At 33.8% G+C, this 22,592-nt stretch carries 20 protein-coding genes and 1 other RNA gene; 15 read left to right on the top strand and 6 right to left on the bottom strand.

Translation table 11 applies throughout. The features are described from left to right. The first annotated feature begins 27 nt into the window (after positions 1-27). Positions 28-390: an outer membrane protein assembly factor BamE gene (bamE, locus tag C0T34_RS04230; protein ID WP_109849739.1), complete on the top strand. Its 363-nt coding sequence runs from the start codon at positions 28-30 to the stop codon at positions 388-390. Between the two features lie 205 nt (positions 391-595). Here bamE and C0T34_RS04235 read toward each other — a convergent pair whose 3' ends face one another. Both C0T34_RS04235 and C0T34_RS04240 read right to left on the bottom strand, forming a co-directional pair. Further along, positions 596-889, bottom strand: a complete 294-nt coding sequence (locus tag C0T34_RS04235; protein ID WP_075673656.1) for an RnfH family protein — start codon at positions 887-889, stop codon at positions 596-598. Continuing rightward, positions 882-1,316, bottom strand: a complete 435-nt coding sequence (locus C0T34_RS04240) for an SRPBCC family protein (RefSeq protein ID WP_006533588.1) — start codon at positions 1,314-1,316, stop codon at positions 882-884. The genes C0T34_RS04235 and C0T34_RS04240 overlap by 8 nt, the downstream gene beginning before the upstream one ends. 155 nt (positions 1,317-1,471) lie before the next feature. Between C0T34_RS04240 and smpB the strand changes: the two genes are divergently transcribed. The 6 genes from smpB (at position 1,472) to C0T34_RS04270 (ending at position 6,640) form a co-directional block, all read left to right on the top strand. Then, a complete protein-coding gene (gene smpB / locus C0T34_RS04245) occupies positions 1,472-1,954 on the top strand; it encodes an SsrA-binding protein SmpB (protein WP_072068734.1) in 483 nt (160 codons plus the stop codon). 59 nt (positions 1,955-2,013) lie between these two features. Then, positions 2,014-2,379: a transfer-messenger RNA gene (gene ssrA, locus C0T34_RS04250) on the top strand. A gap of 505 nt (positions 2,380-2,884) precedes the next feature. Next, positions 2,885-3,577, top strand: coding sequence for a response regulator transcription factor HprR (gene hprR / locus C0T34_RS04255; RefSeq protein WP_098942270.1), 693 nt, complete (start codon positions 2,885-2,887; stop codon positions 3,575-3,577). Next, positions 3,552-4,910 carry a heavy metal sensor histidine kinase gene (locus tag C0T34_RS04260; RefSeq protein WP_109849740.1) on the top strand — a complete coding sequence of 453 codons (1,359 nt, stop codon included), beginning with the start codon at positions 3,552-3,554 and terminating at the stop codon, positions 4,908-4,910. The genes hprR and C0T34_RS04260 overlap by 26 nt, the downstream gene beginning before the upstream one ends. Before the next feature lie 108 nt (positions 4,911-5,018). Continuing rightward, positions 5,019-6,029, top strand: coding sequence for a protein-methionine-sulfoxide reductase catalytic subunit MsrP (msrP, locus tag C0T34_RS04265; RefSeq protein WP_098942268.1), 1,011 nt, complete (start codon positions 5,019-5,021; stop codon positions 6,027-6,029). Then, entirely contained in the window at positions 6,029-6,640 is a 612-nt protein-coding gene (locus C0T34_RS04270; protein WP_109849741.1) for a protein-methionine-sulfoxide reductase heme-binding subunit MsrQ, read from the top strand. Before msrP ends, C0T34_RS04270 begins: the two co-directional genes overlap by 1 nt. Before the next feature lie 113 nt (positions 6,641-6,753). Here the strand turns inward: C0T34_RS04270 and C0T34_RS04275 are convergent, their stop codons facing one another. From C0T34_RS04275 to C0T34_RS04285, 3 genes are all read right to left on the bottom strand, one after another. Next, positions 6,754-8,991 (bottom strand): TonB-dependent hemoglobin/transferrin/lactoferrin family receptor, encoded by a 2,238-nt coding sequence (locus C0T34_RS04275; protein ID WP_098942266.1) that lies wholly within the window; start codon positions 8,989-8,991, stop codon positions 6,754-6,756. Positions 8,992-9,724: 733 nt separating this feature from the next. After that, positions 9,725-10,612 (bottom strand): PhzF family phenazine biosynthesis protein, encoded by an 888-nt coding sequence (locus C0T34_RS04280; RefSeq protein WP_109849742.1) that lies wholly within the window; start codon positions 10,610-10,612, stop codon positions 9,725-9,727. A 118-nt stretch (positions 10,613-10,730) separates the two neighbouring features. Continuing rightward, positions 10,731-11,312: a histidine phosphatase family protein gene (locus C0T34_RS04285; RefSeq protein ID WP_109849743.1), complete on the bottom strand. Its 582-nt coding sequence runs from the start codon at positions 11,310-11,312 to the stop codon at positions 10,731-10,733. Between the two features lie 507 nt (positions 11,313-11,819). Between C0T34_RS04285 and C0T34_RS04290 the strand changes: the two genes are divergently transcribed. From C0T34_RS04290 to C0T34_RS04320, 6 genes are all read left to right on the top strand, one after another. Continuing rightward, positions 11,820-13,370: a methyl-accepting chemotaxis protein gene (locus C0T34_RS04290; protein ID WP_098942263.1), complete on the top strand. Its 1,551-nt coding sequence runs from the start codon at positions 11,820-11,822 to the stop codon at positions 13,368-13,370. Positions 13,371-13,701: 331 nt separating this feature from the next. Next, entirely contained in the window at positions 13,702-14,010 is a 309-nt protein-coding gene (locus tag C0T34_RS18105; RefSeq protein ID WP_162556798.1) for an MFS transporter, read from the top strand. Between the two features lie 1,749 nt (positions 14,011-15,759). Beyond that, a complete protein-coding gene (locus tag C0T34_RS04305) occupies positions 15,760-17,286 on the top strand; it encodes an L-lactate permease (RefSeq protein WP_075670936.1) in 1,527 nt (508 codons plus the stop codon). A 122-nt stretch (positions 17,287-17,408) separates the two neighbouring features. Then, the gene (locus C0T34_RS04310; protein WP_099659343.1) at positions 17,409-18,128 is read left to right on the top strand and encodes a (Fe-S)-binding protein; all 720 of its coding nucleotides are present in this window, start codon (positions 17,409-17,411) and stop codon (positions 18,126-18,128) included. A 12-nt stretch (positions 18,129-18,140) separates the two neighbouring features. Beyond that, entirely contained in the window at positions 18,141-19,562 is a 1,422-nt protein-coding gene (locus C0T34_RS04315; protein ID WP_098942260.1) for a LutB/LldF family L-lactate oxidation iron-sulfur protein, read from the top strand. 1 nt (position 19,563) lies between these two features. Then, on the top strand, positions 19,564-20,268 hold the full coding sequence (locus C0T34_RS04320; protein WP_098942259.1) for a lactate utilization protein C: 705 nt from the start codon (positions 19,564-19,566) through the stop codon (positions 20,266-20,268). A 123-nt stretch (positions 20,269-20,391) separates the two neighbouring features. Here the strand turns inward: C0T34_RS04320 and C0T34_RS04325 are convergent, their stop codons facing one another. Then, on the bottom strand, positions 20,392-20,796 hold the full coding sequence (locus C0T34_RS04325; protein WP_098942258.1) for a lysozyme inhibitor LprI family protein: 405 nt from the start codon (positions 20,794-20,796) through the stop codon (positions 20,392-20,394). A 454-nt stretch (positions 20,797-21,250) separates the two neighbouring features. On the opposite strand from C0T34_RS04325, the gene C0T34_RS04330 reads away from it, so the two are divergent. Both C0T34_RS04330 and C0T34_RS04335 read left to right on the top strand, forming a co-directional pair. Next, the gene (locus C0T34_RS04330; protein WP_098942257.1) at positions 21,251-21,595 is read left to right on the top strand and encodes a DMT family protein; all 345 of its coding nucleotides are present in this window, start codon (positions 21,251-21,253) and stop codon (positions 21,593-21,595) included. A 407-nt stretch (positions 21,596-22,002) separates the two neighbouring features. Next, positions 22,003-22,386, top strand: coding sequence for a YkgJ family cysteine cluster protein (locus C0T34_RS04335; RefSeq protein ID WP_098942256.1), 384 nt, complete (start codon positions 22,003-22,005; stop codon positions 22,384-22,386). Positions 22,387-22,592 lie beyond the last annotated feature (206 nt).

Raw genomic sequence — 22,592 nt, forward strand, 5'->3', positions numbered from 1 at the left:
TATGACCCTAAAAGGAATGTAATAACCATGCGTTTTAAACTGTTAAAAGTTGTCGCCTTATCTTTAGTCGTAATGACTTCAGGTTGCTCTATGTTCGAGAGACTGGTTTATCACCCAGATATCAATCAGGGAAATTATTTAACGCCAGCCGAAGTCGCAAAAGTTCAGCAAGGAATGACACAGCAGCAAGTTCAATTTGCCCTTGGTACGCCAATGCTAAAAGATCCTTTCGGAAGCCAGACTTGGTATTATGTTTTCCGTGAAGAGCCTGGTCATCAGAAAGTACGTCAAGAGACTCTTACCCTGACTTTTGATAACAATGGCATACTGACTAAGATTGATAAACAAGGCAATATGCCTAACTTCTCAGCACCTGCAACAAAATCGTAATGCGATTACAGTGCTAAGAAAGCTTAGTTTTGTATAAGATTGGCAAAAGTGAATTGCACCCCATACGTTAGATTTGACGTTGGGGTGTGTTTTTATAAAGAGAAATTGCTTTATAACAGTGTTGTCTTTTATTATATCTGTCTGTAATCAAACGGCCTATCAATGCAATATATGATGCTCCCCCTATTGGGCAAAAAGCATAATATTAATCCGCTTTTTGTCGTGCTTTCTCAGCACGTTTACGACGCATTTCTTTAGGATCGGCAATTAAAGGTCGATAAATTTCAATTCTATCGCCATCTCGCACATTATCGCTTAATTTTGTTGGCCGACTGTAAATACCCACTTTATTTTTGGTCAAATCAATATCACTACAAATTGTTAAGATATTTGAAGCAATAATAGCTTGTTCAACCGTGTCCCCTAACGTTAGTTCAACAGGGATAAGATACTGCTTATCGGGCAACGCATAGGTTACCTCTACCCATATTTTAGTCACGATAGATCTCTTTCGCTCTGTGAGTAAATGCTTGAACCATATTGTTCGTTAAATCTTTAAAAATACGGCCAAAAGCTAACTCAATTAATTTATTAGTGAACTCAAAGTCTAGCTGAAATTCTATCTTACACGCATTATCATCAAGTGCGGTAAACACCCATCCCCCAGTTAATTTACGAAAGGGGCCATCAACAAGACGCATATCGACACGCTCATTAGTCTTTAAAAAGTTATGGGTAGTAAATGTTTTACTAATTCCCGCTTTTGAGACATTTATTGATGCAATCATTTCTTCTGGTGTGCTTTTGATCAGTTTACTTCCAACGCATCCTGGTAGAAAATCAGGATAAGTAAGAACATCATTAACCAGTTTAAACATTTGCTCTGTACTAAAAGGGACAAGAGCAGATCGACTAATCTGAGGCATAGTTATTCCTGTACGACAACACTGTGCGGATCATATCATTGAACAGTGACTAATTAAAAATCTAATGGAATATAGCTTAAGTTTTATGCAATTGAAAAGAAAACAGTCGGTTAAATGATTTCTTTCTATTGCTCATACAGTATAATGTGGACATTATGACAAAGAAAAAATCACACAAACCTGGTTCTGCGACCATTGCGTTAAACAAACGTGCTCGCCATGAATATTTCATCGAAGATGAGATTGAAGCGGGTCTGTCGTTACAAGGCTGGGAAGTTAAATCACTGCGTGCCGGTAAAGCAAACATCAGTGATAGCTACGTCGTCATGCGCGATGGCGAAGCTTATCTTTTTGGTGCAACCATTACTCCTTTAAATGTTGCATCAAGCCATGTCGTTTGTGACCCAACGCGTACCCGTAAACTGTTATTAAAACAACGTGAACTTGATAACCTTTATGGTCAAATCAACCGTGATGGTTATACCGTTGTTGCACTTTCTCTTTATTGGAAAAACGCTTGGTGCAAAATCAAAATTGGCGTTGCAAAGGGTAAAAAAGATCACGATAAACGTGAAACCATTAAAGATCGTGAGTGGAAATTAGACAAAGCACGTATTATGAAAAATGCCAACCGCTAAATTGCGTTAAGTACTAGCAATTACAAGTATTTTTCTGATATACTTGCTTTTAACAACTTGGGGCTGATTCTGGATTCGACGGGATTTGCGAAACCCAAGGTGCATGCCGAGGGGCGGTTGGCCTCGTAAAAAGCCGCAAAATAATAGTCGCAAACGACGATTACAAACAAGTACTAGCAGCTTAATAACCTGTTTAGAACCCTCTCTCCCTAGCTTCCGCTCTTAAGACGGGGATCAAGAGAGGTCAAACCCAAAAGAGATCGCGTGGAGACCTAGCTTGGGGTCAAAGCGTTAAACTTAATCAAGCTAGCTTATTCATGGCGCGTCTGTCCGCAGTGGGTAAGTGAAATTAAAGATAGACTAAGCATGTAGTACCGAGGATGTAGAAATTTCGGACGCGGGTTCAACTCCCGCCAGCTCCACCAAATTTGGTGGGTCAGTGATAGGACAACGGTTTCAAAAACAAGAAGTTAGCGAAATCATTAAGACTACACACTGACACAGATAGGACTCTAAATCATACGCAAATCGTACGCGGATTATTTAGAGTTCAAAAAGGCTCACTTCGGTGGGCCTTTTTTAGTTTCAATGACCAAGCAAATACATTCATCCTCTTCAACTTTTATAGCATATTCATCATAAATCATTGCTAAACCCTAGCCGCATACATATAAGTTTTACAATTTTTTCTTAAGAATGAGAATACAAAAACGAGTGAATCTACTGTCATAAAAAATTTCTGGAATAAAATTAGTTATTTACTCTTTTACATAAAAACTATTTAATAACAATGTAATGAGTCTCTAAAATCTATTATTACAAGGTCATTTTTAGTAAAAACTATCATATTTAATTAGCTCTATTAATCCTATATATGACTGGTTTAAAATAATACAAATTACCTATTCTAAAGAGTTTAAGAGGATCATAATGAAAATACTCTTAATTGAAGATCACGAAAAAACAGCCAATTGGGTTAAAAAAGGGCTAGAAGAAGCTGGATATACTATTGATATTACGAATGATGGTCGTGATGGCCTCTATTTAGCATTAGAAAATGATTACAAATTGATTATTCTTGATATCATGCTTCCCGGAATGAACGGTTGGAATATTTTAAAAATATTACGCACATCAAAGTCAGTCCCTGTGATTTGTTTAACAGCAAGGGATGCTATAGATGACCGAGTTAAAGGATTAGAATTAGGTGCAAACGATTATTTAGTAAAACCTTTCTCATTTTCAGAATTATTGGCAAGGGTCAAAAATCAATTAAGAGTTCAACAAAATATTTCAACAATTATTGAAATTGCTGACTTAAAAATCAATTTATCTCGTCATGAAGTGGAGCGTAATAATATACAGATCCCAATGACTCGCCAAGAATATTCTTTATTACTTTTTTTTGCTTTACATATTAATGAAATATTACCCAGGACACTAATTGCAAGCGAGATTTGGGGAATTAACTTTGATAGTGATACTAATATTGTAGATGTTGCTATCCGTCGTTTACGAAAAAAAATTGATGATGGATTTGAAATCAAATTAATCGAAACGGTTAGAGGAATGGGATATAGGCTAAATGGAGTCAATAATGAAAACAAAGTCACTGAGATTTAAAATTATCTCTTTATTTATCATATTGATGATTGCAAATGCAGGTTTTATGTCTTTAACGCTTTATCAATCACTTAAAAATGAATTAATATCTCGTGATAATACCTTACTTGTAAATCGTGCAGACCAATTAGTAAAGTTAATTAATAGTGGAATTGATATCAAAACATTACCTATCTATTTTCAACGTATGATGGATATGCAACAAGATATTATTTATATTACGGATGCTAATAATAAAATTTTAGTTGATACTAATTCAGATATTTTATTTGCAGATCATCTAAAAACCACTGATACAAAGAATATAGATTTAAACATGATTACCTCCTGGGAAACAGAATCAGGTGTTCCTGTTTCAGCTATTAACTTTACAATAGAATCACCAATAGGCGTGTTAAATGTAGTGATCGCCAAAGCATCCTTTGTGCGCATCAGTATGCTAAGCGAATATTTAAGTAAGATATTGATTATCTCATTAGCTTCTATTTTATTTATGGGTATATTAAGTTTTTGGTTAATTAAACATGGATTAAGAGATATCCGTATTCTTAGCCAAATTACAGCTAAAACAGACATACATACTCTTAACCAAACCATAAATATCTCACAACTTCCCAATGAGCTGAAAAGTTTAGGTGACTCATTAAATATAATGAGAAAAAGGTTAAAAAATGATTTTGTAAAGCTAACTCAATTAGCAGATGACTTGGCTCATGAACTCAGAACCCCCATTAACGCTATAAAAGTTCAAAATGAAATTTTGTTACAACGCTCTCGTAGCGCAGAAGAATATGAATCAATTATTATTAGTAATATTGAAGAATTGGATAAACTTGCAAAAATAATTGAAAATGTTTTATTTATCGCTCGTGCTGAAAATAAAAATATCATTTTAAATAGAGAAAGCTTGAATTTATCGGATCTAATTGATGAAATTTATAACCTATTTTCATTTTATGCAGAAGAAAAACAGATTACCTTATTAAAAGAGCCTACAACATTAACAGTTAGTGCAGATCACTTACTTTTTACTCGCATATTAATGAATCTCATATCAAATGCAATTAAATATTCTCCCGCTAATACACAAGTCATCACTCAATGTAAAAAAGAAAAAAATCAGTTACTGATTTGTATCAGCAATATTGGTGATGAATTGAATCAACATGAACAAATATTTACTCGTTTTTGGCGTGGTGATAATGCAAGAACAACAGATGGAAATGGTTTAGGTTTATCAATTGTACAAGCGATTATGACATTACATGAGGGTAAAGTCAGTTACGAGCGTATTGGAAAACATAATGTATTTATTTTAACCTTTCCATGCTAATTACGCGATATGACAAAATTGTCATCTTTTTGTCAGCTTTTTTATAAAACATCTCTGCATAATTAACTTATCAATCAAATATCTTCTTAATTATGTAGAGGTAACATCATGAAAAAAAACAGGAAAAATAACCTATCAGAAATTACACCTGAATCTGTTTTTATGATGAAACGACGTAATTTACTAAAATTATTAGGCATCGGCGCTGCTGGAATAGCGGTTTCATCCACTGTAAAAGCCGATTTATTTTCATGGCTTACTGAAGATAACAAACCAACAACACCAAAATCGTCCCGTAAAGAATTACAATTTATTCAACCTGAAGAATATCAATCTTCATTACAATTAACTCATGAAGATAAAGTAATCGGATATAACAATTTTTATGAATTTGGCCTTAATAAATCCGATCCTGCTAAGTATGCACACACAATGAAAACAGAAGAATGGACATTAACTATTGATGGTGAAGTTAATCGCCCACTTACTTTAAACTTAGACGATATTAATCATAAATTTCAATTAGAAGAACGCATCTATCGTATGCGTTGTGTTGAAGCATGGTCGATGGTCATTCCTTGGGTCGGTTTTCCATTAGCAAGCTTACTTTCTTTGGTTGAACCCAATAGTCGTGCAAAATATGTTGCCTTTGAAACGCGTTATGCACCACAGGAGATGCGCGGACAAGATAGTCGCTTCATTGGCGGCGGTTTGCAATACCCGTATGTCGAGGGATTAAGACTCGATGAAGCGATGAATCCACTCACATTATTGGCGACAGGGGTATATGGAAAATCCTTGCCAAACCAAAATGGTGCACCTATTCGCCTTGTTGTTCCGTGGAAATATGGATTTAAGGGGATCAAATCCATTGTCAAAATTCGTTTAACTGAGTCAATCCCACCAACAACGTGGAATCTTTCGGCACCACATGAATATGGTTTTTATGCAAATGTTAATCCAGATGTTAGCCATCCTCGTTGGTCACAAGCAACAGAACGCTTTATAGGCACAGGTGGATTAGGTCAAGTTACAAGACAACCAACATTATTGTTCAATGGCTATGGCGACCAAGTCGCACATTTATATAAAGATTTAGATTTACGGAGAAATTTCTAATGAAACCAGTATATGGAATAGAAGTTAAATTATTAAAAACCATATTCCATCTTATTGGTTTATTGGCTTTCACTTGGCTTATTTATACAATTTATACGCAAAATTTCAGCGCAGATCCTTCAAAAGATATTCAGCATTTTACTGGAATTACAACGTTACGTTTATTAATTATATTAGCTCTGATCCCTATGGTTGCCTTTTGCTTAAAATTAAACACATTATTTCAAGTAAGAAAACTATTAGGGTTATGGTGTTTTTTTTGGGCTAATTTACATTTAGCAAGTTATCTGCTACTTGAAATAGGTTGGGAAAATATTACTTTCTTTTTTAGCGAAGTTTTTTCCCGTATTTATCTTATTATAGGTACTTTATGTTGGATAATTTTATTATTGATGGCTATAAGTTCATTTGATTGGTTAAAAAATAAATTTAATCAAGAATGGAAAAGAATACATAGTCTATTTTATCCACTCTTATTATTAGTCTGTATTCATTATTTTTTATCATTAAAATCGCCAACACCAGAGCCTATTATTTATCTAATTATTATTGGATTAACTTACCTTTTTCGCTTTTGGCAACAGAAAAAAAACAAATCAACTAATATATAAAATAACCTACCTACCAATTTAATTATAATATTATATAAATGATCTTATTAAAGCCTCATTTAAGAGGCTTTAATAAATTGTAATAAACTAAATAGTTGCCTATCAATTCAGCATTAGAAATACAATGATATATCCATAGAAAAATTACGCCCAGGAGCAGTAAAACGTTGTAAACCAAGACGATCACGATCTATTTGATTTGTTGTACCAAATTCTGGCAAACTTCTTAATGCATCCCAAGTACTATATTTTCTATTAAATAAATTAAAAACCCCAGCACGCAATACAATATTTTTATTTACATTATAGTAAGCTGTTGTGTCAAATACAGTATAAGAATCACTAAGATATGGCCATTCACGACCATTCCGTATTGCTTGATTACCTTCTTTTCGTGCTGAATAAGTCATAAATATCCCTGCACCATATTTTTTATCCGCATTATCGTAAGATAAGGAAGAAACCCATTTAAAAGGTTGTACAGAAAGTAATGAATCTCCAGAAGCATCTTTTCCGCGTGTATAGTTAAATGTATTACGCAATATATATGTATTATCTAAGCCGAATATTTTAGAAAGCCGAATTTCATTCGTTAGCTCAAAACCATAAACGTATGCTGAGGCAACATTACTATATTGAAGATGATTTTGTGGTAATGTTGGTTTATTCCAATAACTATCGCCCATATTAGGATCATACCACGGATTAGGAACTTGCTTTTCGCTCTGCTTAAGATCAATAAAGTTATTGTATTTAGTATAATATACATTTACTTTATTAAATAATTTATCATTATTATAACTTAATGATATTTCATTACTTAATCCTTTTTCTTGCTTTAAATTAGGGTTAGGCTCTAAGCGATTACGAGCATCATTACCTCCATAATCAAAATAAAGCTCTTGAGCTGTTGGAATACGAAAACCTTGCCCAATTTTATATTGGAAAGTATAATTTGGTGTTATGTTATAACTGGTTGATAATGCCAAAGATAAAGCCTGATAATGATTATCGGTGAGATCGCTATCTTTCGCTAAAGATAATTTAGCGTTATCTGTATGATGAGAAACATTATCATATCTACTGCCTAAAACTACATTTAATTTGTCATCAAACATTTTTATTTCATCAACAAAAGCAATACTAATATCTTGAGTATATACAGGTCTGATGATGCTATAATTAGATTGATAAGGTACTTTAGGCTTTCCTAGATATTTAGTATCTGTATTTTTATTGTTAAGTGTTTTTGTAGAATATGAAGTTCGTAGTGCTAATGAGTGCGTTGTATTAAATAAAGATAATGGCATTAATACTATTTCATTATTAATAAACCTACCATATTGAATGATATTCCTACTATTTTCTTCAAAAATATCATAATAATGACCATTATAATGTTCATCAAACGTAGAGCTAAATGCTTTTTGTTCTATTTTTTGCCAATTAAAGCTTGTCGTCATACTGTCAATATATCTTTCTGGAGTCCACGTATCAGAGAGTGTATATCTAATTTTTTTTGATAAATCATCACCAGTACGGTAATAGGAAGAAAATAAGTACCAAGATTTTTCATCTGTATATGTTTTACCCTCACTGTATTCAAAAGTAGCACCTATTTTATGGTTTTGAATACCTAATAGATTAATCTTTGATAGTAAAGAATGACGCGTTTTTTCTTGAGGATCTGGTGTTCCTCTAGCAGAACCAAATATATCATTTTCATGTTTATAATTATTAGTTTCATGTCCATTACGATAAACATATAAGAGCATCCCTTCTACATCTTGTTGGGAAGTTGCAATACCGATCGTTTGCATTTTTTCATTATTTTTAGAAGTATAAACACTACGAGAAACAAATCCCCAATTGCCTTCACTAATCAAATCAGCAGGATCTTTAGTAACGTATTTTACAGCCCCACCTAATGCTCCACTACCTGAAAATATAGAATCAGCACCCTTAGATATAATTACAGACTTTAAATGTTCTGTTTCGATATCATTCATACTTCCATTAAAATAACCATAACCTTTATAAATGGTATTATCGAAAGTTTCTGCTTGAGGGATATCATCAACCTGTATAGCAACACGATCTTTATCAACACCTCTTATTGCATATCCATTATTACCAAAACGTCCTTCGGATGAGACACCGACACCAGGAAGATGGCGAACAATATCTTCCATGTTAAATATTAAATCTTTTTCCAATTGTTCTGAATTTAATGTTTTTTCATTAATTTTTTCTTCTTTTTTTTCAATCACATAAAGAACATCTTCAGATATAGCTTTATTATTAAAAAAAACTATCGAGGTAACAACTAGATAGAGTAACGTTTTTTTCATAAACACTCCTTAATTAAATTATTGAATGATAATTATAATCATTATCATTCAATTTAATAAAAGGAATTGTAATACAATTAAAAATTTAGTTGTTTTACCTAATTAATCACAAATTAATTATATTTATATTTATATATATTAATTTAAATGCATCTTTTAAGAATAAAAGAGTATAAAATCATAAACGCAATAATTATTCTTTATGTAAAATAAAAAAATAATTTATAGTTTAATAAGTTACTTTACCTATAAGTATAATCATTATGTTGATAATTACTAATTTTAACCTATTTCATTCCTCTAAAAACAGATTACTTAATCTCATTTAAGCTTAAATAATATAAAGAAATTATCACTTACTATTAAAAACTAAATATGATTAAGTATTAATACTATTGGCTAATTGTTTATTAAGGTATATTTACCATTCATAGACCTAAAAAAATGATTATACCTTTTTATAACCAGTTGATTACAATAATAATTGTATTATTTTTGATAGCCACATATTAAAGCTGTAAATATGATTCAGTAAGTATTCAAAATATTAGCTGAGGAAATAGGAATAAGTTCTGAGTAAAAGGATATCGTGCAAAATCACAGAGCGAACAATAATAAAAATTCAAGAAGCAATAAATACGTTGTTTTTATATAAATACTTAAAAACACAAAGGCCCTAGATTTCATACTAGAGCCTATTAAGAATAACTTGATATAAAATACTGCGAGTAATTTAAAGGGTAATAATCTTCAAGCCTATCGTTGTCGCTTTTCCGCCCACTCTTACTCGACTAATCGTATTTTCCGTTGAATCAATAATAACGTGAATAAGAGAGGAGCATTGCATTGCACGCCCTTGCTCTAATAGAAAATGTGTTTTATGAGGGAAAACATGCTTAACAAGATAACAGCCTAAAGCGCCACTAGAACTCCCTGTTGCGGACTCTTCATTGATGCCATATAAAGGCGCAAAGTTGCGACAATGAGCAGTAATTTCTTTATCTTGGCTAAGCTCGAAAACATGAAAACCGATAGTATTAAATTTACGACTTAGATTTGCTATTGCATCAAAATTAGGCTTTAGCGTATCTAATTGCCCAAATTGCACGGGGATCAAAATATCAGGCAATCCCGTTGAAAATATCTCAATGGGCAAGCCGGTTTCTAAGATAACTTCACGATTTATTCCCAGCGCAGCAGCCACATCGTCAACACTTGGAGCTTGTCGTGAAACGGGTAGTGTTTGCTCCATAACGACATTTTCAGTATCAATTGATACGCTTAAAATACTTGCTTTCGTTTTTTGTGTGTAATGACCAGAAGCCAATAAATTGAGTGAAGATAAAGTGAAAAAGACAGCTAATGTAGCATGACCACAGAAATCAACTTCTCCTTCAGGAGTAAAAAAATCAACCTTAAAATCAGTATCTTCACCTTGATAAACAAAGGCCGTTTCAGAAAAGCCGACTTCTTTAGCGATAGCCATTTTCTGTTCATCACTTAATTGAGGGGGATTAAGTACTACGCCAGCAGGATTGCCACCTTTATTATTTCGAGTAAATGAGTTTACAAGGTGTACTTTGATCTCGTGTTCTACTGAGCGTATAACTTCATTTTGCATATATTTCTCGCATTGCTTCAAATAGCATTAAGTCTGTGTGTAAAATAGAATGCTCTAACTCTATCTGGTCTAACTCTATTTAAATATCTTGTTTTTTTAGTATTAGATAAGATGCTCATTAATTAGGGCAAACTTCCGATACGCTATCTAACCCTTGCGGTCTTTGTTCAAATATGACGCTTTTCTTATCACCCTCTCGGATAATCTTTAATATATAGATACTATCAAAATCACTGCTTTTCCATTTAGGGATTAATTTAGGATCTCCACCCTCTTGTTTCATGATATCTCGTGCAACTTTGACTAAATTATCGTGCTCCCATGCAATAAAAATAACTGAATTTTCATATTGCTGACTGAGCAGATCTTCGCGTAATTCTTTTATCTCTTTAGCATGATATTGAAGATGGATAGGCAATGAGGTTTTAATGGCGAGAGGTGAAATCGTTTGAAGTGAACGTAATGAATTACCTAATTTACTTTGCTTAGGTGCAGCTGCAAATAATGCATCAGGTTTGCCAAATTGATTTATAAGCACATCGGGTAGCGCCAATGCCCTATTTAATCCTTTACAGGTCAACTGCCCACTATCATTATCAGGTTTTTCGCCATGTCTTATAAAGACAAGGGTTTGATCGGAATACGCCATATGACTAAATCCTAAAATAAATATGCTCAAAAATATAAATACACTGCGCATACAGCGTTACCTTTAAGTCGATTAAGTATAAAAAATATGGAATGTTAAAACATATCTAACAGTAACCATAAACTCACCTGTTTTAAGTCACCCAGTCTATCACAACCAAAAGTATTTCAGAGGTGAGCAAGTCTTAGATAGCGTGCATTTAGCCATTCTTATAGTCTCTTTACCTTTACTCTACCTTCTAAGCACCTCAAGATTAATTAACAAATATTAAAATCGATCAAACAATTGTTAACGAAAAATAAAGGATCTCTTTAATTTTTCATTACTTTTTGTCTAGTTTTATAAAGTTGAATGAAACTTAAGTACTAAGCACATTTAGATAAAAAAAGGGAGGAGATCTCTTTTTCACAATAAAAATAGTGTGTTAAAAATCAATGCAAGCCTTTTTATCTCCCTTTATTTGGTTTAATGACTAAAGTTCTGTCACTGCTTACCGATACTGTTTGTTCTTCAATAAGTTACCAATACTTATTAATTATTATTTATCCAGGGTTAAGCATGTTCTTTAAAAACTTTAAAATTCGTACAAAGTTAACTATCGCATTTACAACTTTTGTGATGTTAATTATGTTGGGTTCCGGTTTCGCATTAATGGGTTTAAACAGTGCGAATCAAGATATTCATGATGTCGTGGATGATATCTATCCAGCCACAGTCAAAGCCAATTTACTGATTAATAATTTCAATGAGTTTATTATATTCCAGCAACTCACTATGCTTGATGAGCAAGGAAGTCTAGCCGCTGAGCAAGAGAGCAAAAAAGCAGAGATCACCGCTAAAGTTGCACAATTACTGAAAGAATTAGACGAAACCACACACGATGCTGAGTCAAAAAAAATCTTAGCTGAGGTTTATGCTATTCGTCAGCAATATATAACCTCTCAAAACTTTGTGGTGAAGGCATTTAATGAAAATAACAGACACGCCGCAGTCAATGAACTGATCACGAAAACTTCCGCTATTCAGTTAAAGTATCGCGATAAAATATTAGAATTTATCGAATTACAAAATCAAAAGATGGAAGAAGCAGGCAACGCAGTTGAACGTGATTTTATTGAAAAAAGAATATTTTTAGTATTATTAACTCTTGTTAGTATTGTTGTGGGCAGTATTTTAGGCTGGTTTATTACTAAAGGCATTACTCTTCCATTAGAGAAGGCAATCAACTTCGCAAAAGCCATTGCAAATGGCGATTTAACGCAGGAAGTAAATACGGATTATCATGATGAAGCAGGGATATTATTACAAGCCCTCTCAGAAATGAAAATGCACCTATTAGATGTTGTGCAAAATGTACAAAACGGCGCTGAAAATATTTCATCAGCAGCAGAACAAATTACCGCAGGTAGCCAAAACTTAGCGGCAAGAACAGAAGAACAAGCAACATCAGTAGAAGAAACGGCAAGCTCAATGGAGCAAATGACCTCAACTGTTAAAAACACCGCAGATCATACACATGATGCGATTAATGTCGCTGAAAAAACTGAAATCGCTGTGCACCATAATGGCGAAATGATGCTCCAGCTGACAGAAAAAATGAGGACAATTAATAGCTCGTCATCTCAAATGACAGCTATTATTAACTTAATTGATGCCATTGCATTTCAAACGAATATTCTTGCACTAAATGCTGCGGTTGAAGCTGCTAGAGCAGGAGAACACGGTAAAGGTTTCGCAGTTGTTGCTGGTGAAGTCAGATTACTGGCACAAAAAAGTGCAGACTCCGCTAATGATATACGCACTCTTATCGATAATTCATCAATTCAAACACAAGAAGGCATGGAATTAGCTGAGCAAGCTGGCTCACAAATCCAAAAAATGATCACTGATGTTGAAGAGATAAGCGCATTATTACGAGAAATTGGGCAAGCAAGTAATGAGCAAAGCGATGGTATATCGCAAATCAATAATGCTATAAGTCAGCTTGATTCAACAACTCAACAGAATGCGGGATTAGTAGAAGAATCCGTGGCCGCTGCAAGTTCACTTAATGAACAAGCTCTTAATCTGAATAAATTAGTGAATTACTTCCAGATCAGTCGCGCCTAGTTCACTCTTTAATTCACTTATGTATCAAGGCCACTCGGTAAGATAAAAGAGTGGCCTTAAAAATAAGGCCTGCTGGCTAACGATGTGACGGTAATACAATCAGACAAATTGCAAGTATTAGCCTAACTACAATTTTAAAGTGCCAGATAGATAATCCGCAAAACTATCAATAAATACTCGAATACGTTGACTTACCACTCTATCACTATAATAGACTGCACTTATATCCCTGCCCGTATTGGGCGAGGGTTTATGGCAGATTTTGCTAAATGCCAAAGATACTGGGTGTAATTCCTCACGAAATAATTCGACCAACCTTCCCTGTTGAAGATTGTCAGTCAGTATAAAATCAGATAAAAAAGCAATACCTTCACCATCAATGCATAAACGTCTTAATGTTTCACCACTATTTGATGATAGCCCTTCAGGAATATCAAACAATGCACCGGGTTTAGTCTCATCAGTGAATATTGGAGTTTTTAATTTAGGCAATGCTATTGGAGCTGTGATTGGTGGAGTTGCTTTAAAGTACAGTTATAACATTGTTCCTTTAAGCGCAGCCTTAGTTGGAATTATTGGTTTATTACTGGTTTTTTCTCAATTAAAAGTCAAAAGAGAGCCACAAAAAAGCTTGGCTTAGTCTTTATCTCCTATTCGTGCACACTAAAAAAAGGAACCTAGCTCACACTTTGGTTCTTTTTTTTATCTGTAACAACGTCGGTAATAAAATGTAAACAATTTTACCAATATCAGACAAACAGTTTGTATTTGCCAACTTATTTCAGAGGTAATGGATAGCGTCAAATGTTAAATCCTAAAACATCGCTAACATAATCGCTGATTTCCGTTATCAAAACAGGGCTATTTAATGATGAAAATAATCTTTTCACTATTAATGTTCCCATAATAATCTTGGGATAATGCCACTTATTGAGAGGCAAGCTTATAACGCTAAAAAGAGATAGCAATACACTCACACACTAAAGAAAACATCTCGCTAGAGATTATTACGTAGTTAAAACAAAAATAACGATCTACCCATTCACTTTTTAATCACTTTTTTTCCCTCTATATTTGTATGACAATTATCAAAATGAAATTAATATTTCATCGAAAAAATGAGACCATAACTTAAAAAATATTTCATAACGTATCTTTGTTCTATAACAATCAACTTAAACACTTTAAAAAAGGTGACAAATATCCTCAAATAAATATTTTTCTATTATTAGAAATAATTTATTTCACACTTTCTGAAGTATAAAAAAGAACAAAAATAAATTTTTCATTTTTATCGATACGATCAAGATCACTTTACCTATACCTTTAGTCGCATAAAATTAGAAAGAACTATTCTCATTTACTATTTATATCACTCATCATATTTTCACTATCTGACTGATTTATATTACAATTAATATTAACGAAAAACCTAGAGATTGCACGACTATAGAGGTAAAAGAAGTCAATCATTGATGATAAAATCATATTGTTATTTATTTAAACATTTAATATAAAAATATTAATTTTGTATAATTAAAATTATTAAATTAAAGAATAACAAAAAGAAAATAATAATAATTAATTATAATTTAACAATATGTAAAAATATTTACGCATTAGAACAAAAAAAGAAAATTATATTTTTCCGTTCAAAAAAATATGTAAGAAAAAATAAAAAAATAAATTAATTTTAAATATAAAAACGAAAAATAAAATAGAATAATAAGTATTAAAGATAAAATAGAATAAAACATAAAAAATAAAAAAAAATGCTATAATAGTAAAATAATAAAAAGTTAAAATAATTTAAAAGATTAAATTTAGAATAATTAAATATTAAAATAAAAAACTTTTAGTCTATTTGTTAATTAAATAACCATTAAAAAAAATCATTAATTTAATTTATATATATTCTAGGTGTTGATAGCCTTTTTTATCATCAAAAATGGCATTTTAGACTTAAGTTCATCTTTTTATTACATAGCTAAAACTATCAATATCGCTCTTTTTTTCATCTAAAACCAATTTAGTAACAACATTAGCAATCCAATTACATTGATGAACATCAAAAAATACGACAATTAACAAGCAAATAATGAGAAAAAAGGAATTTTTTTATATTTGTCACACAATTGATTTTATTCTATTACATCTCAATAAATATTCCCTACAATAGCCAACTAATCTAACCTGACAATTTCCTAAGTGATGATATCTTTCATTGTTTAGGTTAGTAACTATCTTTTTTTATTTATGATTTATCGTTTCAGCAAAGTAGAGCTTTAATAAAACCTAGTACCCTACACAATTATATAATGAGCAACTTATAGGTTTGCTAACGCAGTTATAAACGATAAAAATTGCAAACTTAAGGATAAAAATAATCATGTCAGACTACTTATCATTCTTACTAGGCATTGTGCCTTTAGCGGTTTTGATTTTTATGATCTTAAAAATGAAATCAGCCGTTCACCATGCTGTGCTTGTATCTTTAGTGATAACTGTTGCACTTGCTATTTTCCATTGGAACAACACCATTCAATTTGCTTCTGTCTCTGTCCTTTATGGTGCAGTTAAAGGATTGTGGCCGATAATCATTGTTATTCTTGCTGCTATTTATAGTTATAACTTAATGCTAAAAACAGGCGGCATGGATGTACTTAAAGATGTACTGGCTGGCATTAGTGATGATAAGCGAGTACAGGTTCTGCTTATCTCATGGTGTTTTGGTGGCTTTCTTGAAGCGGTTGCGGGTTATGGTACTGCGGTTGCCATTCCTATCGGTATTTTAATTGCACTCGGGTTTGATCCTTTTAAAGCCGCCGTAGCCTCTTTAGTTGCCAATACTGTTCCTACTGCGTTTGGTGCAGTCGGTATTCCAGTTTCTATTTTGGCGCAAAATACAGGGCTTGATGTATTAGTACTGAGTAAAACCATTATTATTCAGTTGGGATTATTCAATATCTTGTTACCTTTCGTTATTGTTGCCATTGCGGGTGGCGGAATTAAAGCAATTAAAGGTGTCGGATTTATTACCTTAATGTGTGGTATTAGTACACTAATCCCTCAATATATCGTTGCTGCTAATTTAGGTGCTGAATTACCAGCGTTTGCAGGTAGCTTAGTCAGCTTAATTGTAGTTATTTTCCTTGCTAAACGCATGAAAAACAGTGGTGACAAACAAAAAAATGTCAAAAAGCACACTGGGAAAGAGTTGTTAGTAGCAAGTTCTATTTATCTGTTTACCTTTATCTTTATCTTAGCGTGCTCACCTTTATTTCCTGCGATCCAAAGCATGGCGGGCGCAATTTCCACAAAGATCCCATTTGTATTAAGTGAAACACAAACGGAATATCAAACTATTGCTTGGTTAAGTACTCCGGGTGTATTGATTATTCTCGCAAGCTTTGTGGGTGGTACCATTCAAGGTGCAAGTATTTCAACACTTATCTCTGTTCTGGTTAAAACCACTATCCAACTGAAAAATTCTATTATTGCCATCACGGCAATCGTAGCGATGGCAACTGTTATGGATTTCAGTGGCATGATTGGCAGTATTGCTGAAACCTTAGTCGATTTCACGGGTGCAGGCTTTATCTTTATTGCTCCTGTGATCGGTGCATTAGGAACCTTTGTAACAGGTAGTGACACCAACTCTAACGTGCTGTTTGGCAAGTTACAAACCAGCGCGGCAGCTAAACTTAATATTGATCCATTCATCTTGGCAGCCGCTAATACCTCAGGTGCAACAGGCGGTAAAATGATTTCACCGCAAAGTATCGCCATTGCTGTTTCCGCGACAAAAATGGATGGTCAAAGCAGTGCCATTATGCGTGAAACCTTAAAATATTGTATTGCTTATATAATTATTCTTGGCGCAAAAATTGGCATTATTTACCACCTAATGAACTAATTAATAAGGAAAAGGGAATGAGCCGATTCCATTCCCTTTCCCTCTTATAACGAAGCAATAAAAAAAGAATTTTATCTTTAGTAAAAATGACAACATCTGAGCGATGTTTTGGAGTTCGATTAATGAAAGTTAATTTTTATGCGACCTGTCTTGGTGATGTTCTGAAAGCCGATTCAGCCCGAGACACAGTCTTGTTACTTGAAAAATTAGGCTGTGAAGTCTTATTTCAAGAACGCCAAGGTTGCTGTGGTCAGCCAGCGCTTAATAGCGGTTATGTAAATAACGCGAAACCTGCCATGAAATCGTTAATTGAAACATTGGAAGTGAACGACTATCCCATTATTTCACCCGCTGGCTCTTGTACTTATGCCATTAAAGGTTATCCAACTTATCTTGCTGATGAACCACAATGGGCATTACGAGCACAAGGTGTTGCTGATCGCCTTATTGATTTAACCAGTTTTATTGTTAACACCCTTGGCGTTGTTGATGTTGGCGCTCGCCTTCCGGGTAAAGCGGTTTATCACCCATCATGCAGTTTAACCAGAAAGCTAGGTGTCGTAAGTGAGCCTTTAACGCTGTTAAAACATGTTGAAGGTCTTGAAATGTTGCCTTTTGCAAATTCAGAAACCTGCTGTGGCTTTGGGGGTACCTTCTCCGTGAAGATGTCTGAAATTTCGGGTGAAATGGTGACTGAAAAAGTAAAACATATTATGGATGTGAGCCCTGATTATGTCATTGGTGCTGACACAAGCTGCTTAATCAACATTCAAGGTCGTTTAAGTCGTGAAAAACGTCCTGTAAAAGTGTTGCATATTGCACAAGTTTTAATGAGCCAATAAGGGAGCCTGCTTATGTCTATCAAAACCAGTGATATAGATTTCAGACCTCGTCTAGAACATGAAATGAAAGACACAATCATGCGTAATGCGGTTGTTATGGCGCAAGAACGTATTGGGGCTAACCGTCAAATCATGGTGAAGGAGCTGGGTAATTGGGAAGAATGGCGTGATCGCGCTGAACAAATCCGTAACCATGTTCTTGAAAATTTAGATGCTTATCTCTATCAATTATCTGAAAAAGTGACTGAAAATGGAGGCCATGTTTATTTTGCCAAAACAGCAGAAGATGCCTCTCGTTATATTTGTGAAGTTGCCAAGAAGAAAAACGCGAAGAAGATTGTAAAATCTAAATCCATGGTCACCGAAGAAATTGGGATGAATAAAGCCTTACAAAATGAAGGCATTGAGATCATCGAAACTGACCTCGGCGAATATATTCTTCAATTAGATAACGATCCACCATCTCACATTGTAGTCCCAGCGATCCACAAAGACCGTTATCAAATTCGTAAAGTGTTAAATGAAAAACTCAATTATGAAGGCAGTGAAACGCCTGAAGATATGACACTTTTCATTAGACAACGTATAAGACAAGATTTCCTTTCTGCTGATATTGGTGTCACAGGCTGTAACTTTGCTGTGGCTGAAACAGGTACTGTCTGTTTAGTCACCAATGAAGGTAATGCAAGGATGACTACGACATTACCTAAAACCCACATAGCAGTTATGGGTATGGAACGTGTGGCTCCTACTTTTGAAGAAGTCGATCCACTGATAACCATGTTATGTCGTAGCGCCGTTGGCTCTCGTTTAACTAGTTATAACACTTGGGTAACAGGGCCTCGTGAAGCAGGCAATGTTGATGGCCCTGAAGAGTTCCATTTAGTAATTGTGGATAATGGTCGTTCTGAAATTTTAGGCTCACAATTTAAAGATATTTTACGTTGCATCCGCTGTGGTGCTTGCCTAAATACATGTCCTGCTTATCGAAATATTGGTGGCCATGCTTATGGCTCAATTTATCCGGGCCCAATTGGTGCGGTAATTTCACCACTATTAGGGGGTTATAAAGATTTCCATGATCTCCCTTATGCATGCTCATTATGTAACGCTTGTAATGTGGTTTGCCCAGTCAAAATTCCTTTAGCTCAGTTGATTTTAAAACATCGTCGAGTGATGGCTGAAACCGGTTTAACACCGAAAGCAGAGCGTCGAGTCACTGGTATGTTTAACTACCTCAACTCACACCCAACTCTTTGGAAAGTGGGTATGAATGTCGGTGCGAAAATGGCGGGATTAATGATCAAAAACGGCTCTACACCAATCAAAATCAGTGTTCTTAATGATTGGATGGAATCGCGTGATCTTCCTAAACCAGATGGTTATAGCTTCCGTAGTTGGTTTAAACGCCATAAAGCAGAAGGAAAAAAATAATATGTTAAACGAACAAAACCGTAATGAATTTCTGCAAACTATTGCTGAAAAATTAGGGCGTCCTATTGCGCATAAGCCACAGCCACAACCTACACCAATTAATGATTTAGCGAAAACTCGCTTAACTAATTTAACTCAAGATGAACTATGTAAAGAGTTTACTGACTTTGCACAGACTCAAATGGTGAAATGTGTTGTTACCAAACCAGATGAAGTTATTAATAGCCTAATTGAACTCTGTGAAAGTTATGATTGTAAAGGCTCGGTGGTAATAAGTGGTGATGAGCGTTTAGATGCACTTGGGGTAACAAAAGCAATTAGCGACAAATACGAAACCTATATTTGGGCGCCTGAGCTTGGACGTGCAAATATCGTTCATGCTGAACGCTCGCAAATCGGGATTGTTTATGCTGAAGCGGGTTTAACGGAGTCTGGTGGGATTGTTTTATTTTCGTCCCCAGAAAAAGGGCGTGCCGTTAGTTTATTACCTGAAACCTCAATTGTTATCCTACGTAAAAGCGATATTTTGCCCCGTGTAGCACAAATTGCTGAGCGTTTACATAAGATGGCGCAAGAAGGCGTGAGAATGCCGTCTTGTATCAATTTAATTGGTGGTGCAAGTTCTACGGCAGACATTGAATTGATTAAAGTATGGGGGGTTCATGGCCCTGTTCATGCGGCTTATCTTATTATTGAAGATTGCTAATTTAAAATAAAATAACGTTAAAACGATAACAAAATAACGAACAGTCAGAGTCAATCATTGACTCCTAAATCAAACCCAAAAGATAAGTTAATCGCTTTTGGGTTTTTCTCTATTATTCGCCAATTAATTATTCAATAAAACTTTTGCTCTCCATTGATTTAATTTTATTTCGCATGCTAACAAAACATCTCCAGCCCCTGATCCCCCCATTAATAATGCGGATTGTCGTTGACATTCAGCACTTCTAAATTGAATAAAATGCTGCTGAGAACTTGCTAATGCATCAATGGCACTTTTTGCTGCAACAGAGTCAATATCTTCGAGATCACTTTTACTTTTGTCATAAATAACATTCATTTGCTGCTCTGTCAGTTTTAATTCATCCAGTAAACAAACCTGCACCGCTGTTCTCGGCTCGTTTGCTGTCACTTCATAACATTTTGCTAAAGGATCGTATTTGCCTTGTGCCGAAGAGAAAAAACTAACTGTAAGTAAGCTACAAGAGATCAGAAATAAACTTATCTTCACGCGAACTCCTTATAGGAATTTATAATAAAATTTATATTCAACATAATGTATAAAATAACTAATATCACATCTATTAGTGCGAACAGCATCATTTTAGGATATATCGTATATTACTTGATAAATTTAAATTTCAATCAAGTAATAATAAGAAAAAATTATTAATGTCTTTTTTATTTGAACCTATTTTGCTTATCTTTTATTGAAAAATGTTATTTAATACAATATCAATAGATTAAAACTCAGCCAATAATTTTAAAAATAGAGATTTATTACTTCAACTTTGTTGTTTGTTGATAAAATTGCAAACTTTCTTATAGAGAAAGAAATACTACTCTTTTAATTTTGGCTATTTTTTTCTTATCATCACAATAGAAAATCCACTTTTTTTGCAGTAATCTCATATCTTTCTTATTGGCAATAATTTTGCCTAAAAACGACCCGTGGTATCACCAATATGTTCTACAAATTTACGCCTATTATCCTTCTAATTATTTCCAACATTTTTATGACGTTCGCTTGGTATGGTCATCTAAAATATGGTAATAAACCTCTTATTGTTGTCATTATTTTAAGCTGGTTGATTGCATTTGTTGAATATTGTTTTGCTGTACCCGCAAATCGTATTGGTCATAATTACTACAGTGCGGCAGAATTAAAAACTATACAAGAAGTGATCACATTAACTATTTTCGCTATTTTTTCGGTCACTTACTTGGGAGAAAACTTCACCTTAAATCATTTTATTGGTTTTCTTTTAATTGGTGCTGGTGCCTTATTTATTTTTAAAGGTCCCTTTTAGAAAAACCTATTAGTAGATATCGTTAACTCGTTTTTTCAGCGTCTCATCTACGCTTCTTTTATTATCGCCTTATCAAAATTGATAAGGCTTTTCTTTATCTAAATCCTAATATTTTGATTATTTTTAATACTATTTATACTGTGGTTTTTACAGAGGATTAAATAGCACCACCGCTTACCATTAAGTCATATAGTCTATATAGATAGATTTTCCAAAATAATAGTCTGTTTTGTAATAAATATATTCTATATACAGAAATATTTCTCTTGAAAAATATTTTTCATTCGGCGCATAATGATTACTCAAAGAGAAGCATCGTTTCTCTGTCTTTTTTGGCTTCTCTTAAGCTACCGCACCCTTAAAACGTGCGTTCTATCCCTTTAACGTCAGATAAAATGGTATCTGGTATGAGCAAACATTCTAACGATTTTATTTATATGCAGGATAATCCCTGTATGCATTGTGGTGCTTGTTGCGCCTATTTTAGAGTTTCGTTCTATTGGGCAGAAATGGTAAGTGGTGGAGGTGTGGTTCCTGATGAATTAACAGAACCGTTAACGCCTTTTCTCTCTTGCATGAAAGGAACCAACTCTAAAAAACCTCGTTGTGACAAACTGATTGGTGAAATTGGAGAGTGTGTAAGCTGTTCTATCTACGAACAACGCCCTTCTCCTTGTCGTGAGTTTCAACAATCTTGGGTAAATGGCATTCCTAATGAAGCTTGTGATCGTGCAAGAGCAGCTTATGGTTTACCTCCATTAACTCACACCATCTTGCCTCACACAGCGTAAGACATCAGAGGGGTTAAGCCCCTCCTGATCATTTAATACCATCCAATATATTTATTTTTATAAAAATAAAATTAAAAAACAAAAAATCATTATTAAATAATACGTTAGTTTGACTTTATTTTTAAATGACCTAGTATATAAGGTAATGAATTAATAACGTGTATTTAGTGAGGTTTTTTATTTAAAAATAACAATAAATTTGGAGG

This window comes from Proteus sp. CA142267 (assembly GCF_003336825.1).
GTDB classification, from domain to species: domain Bacteria; phylum Pseudomonadota; class Gammaproteobacteria; order Enterobacterales; family Enterobacteriaceae; genus Proteus; species Proteus terrae.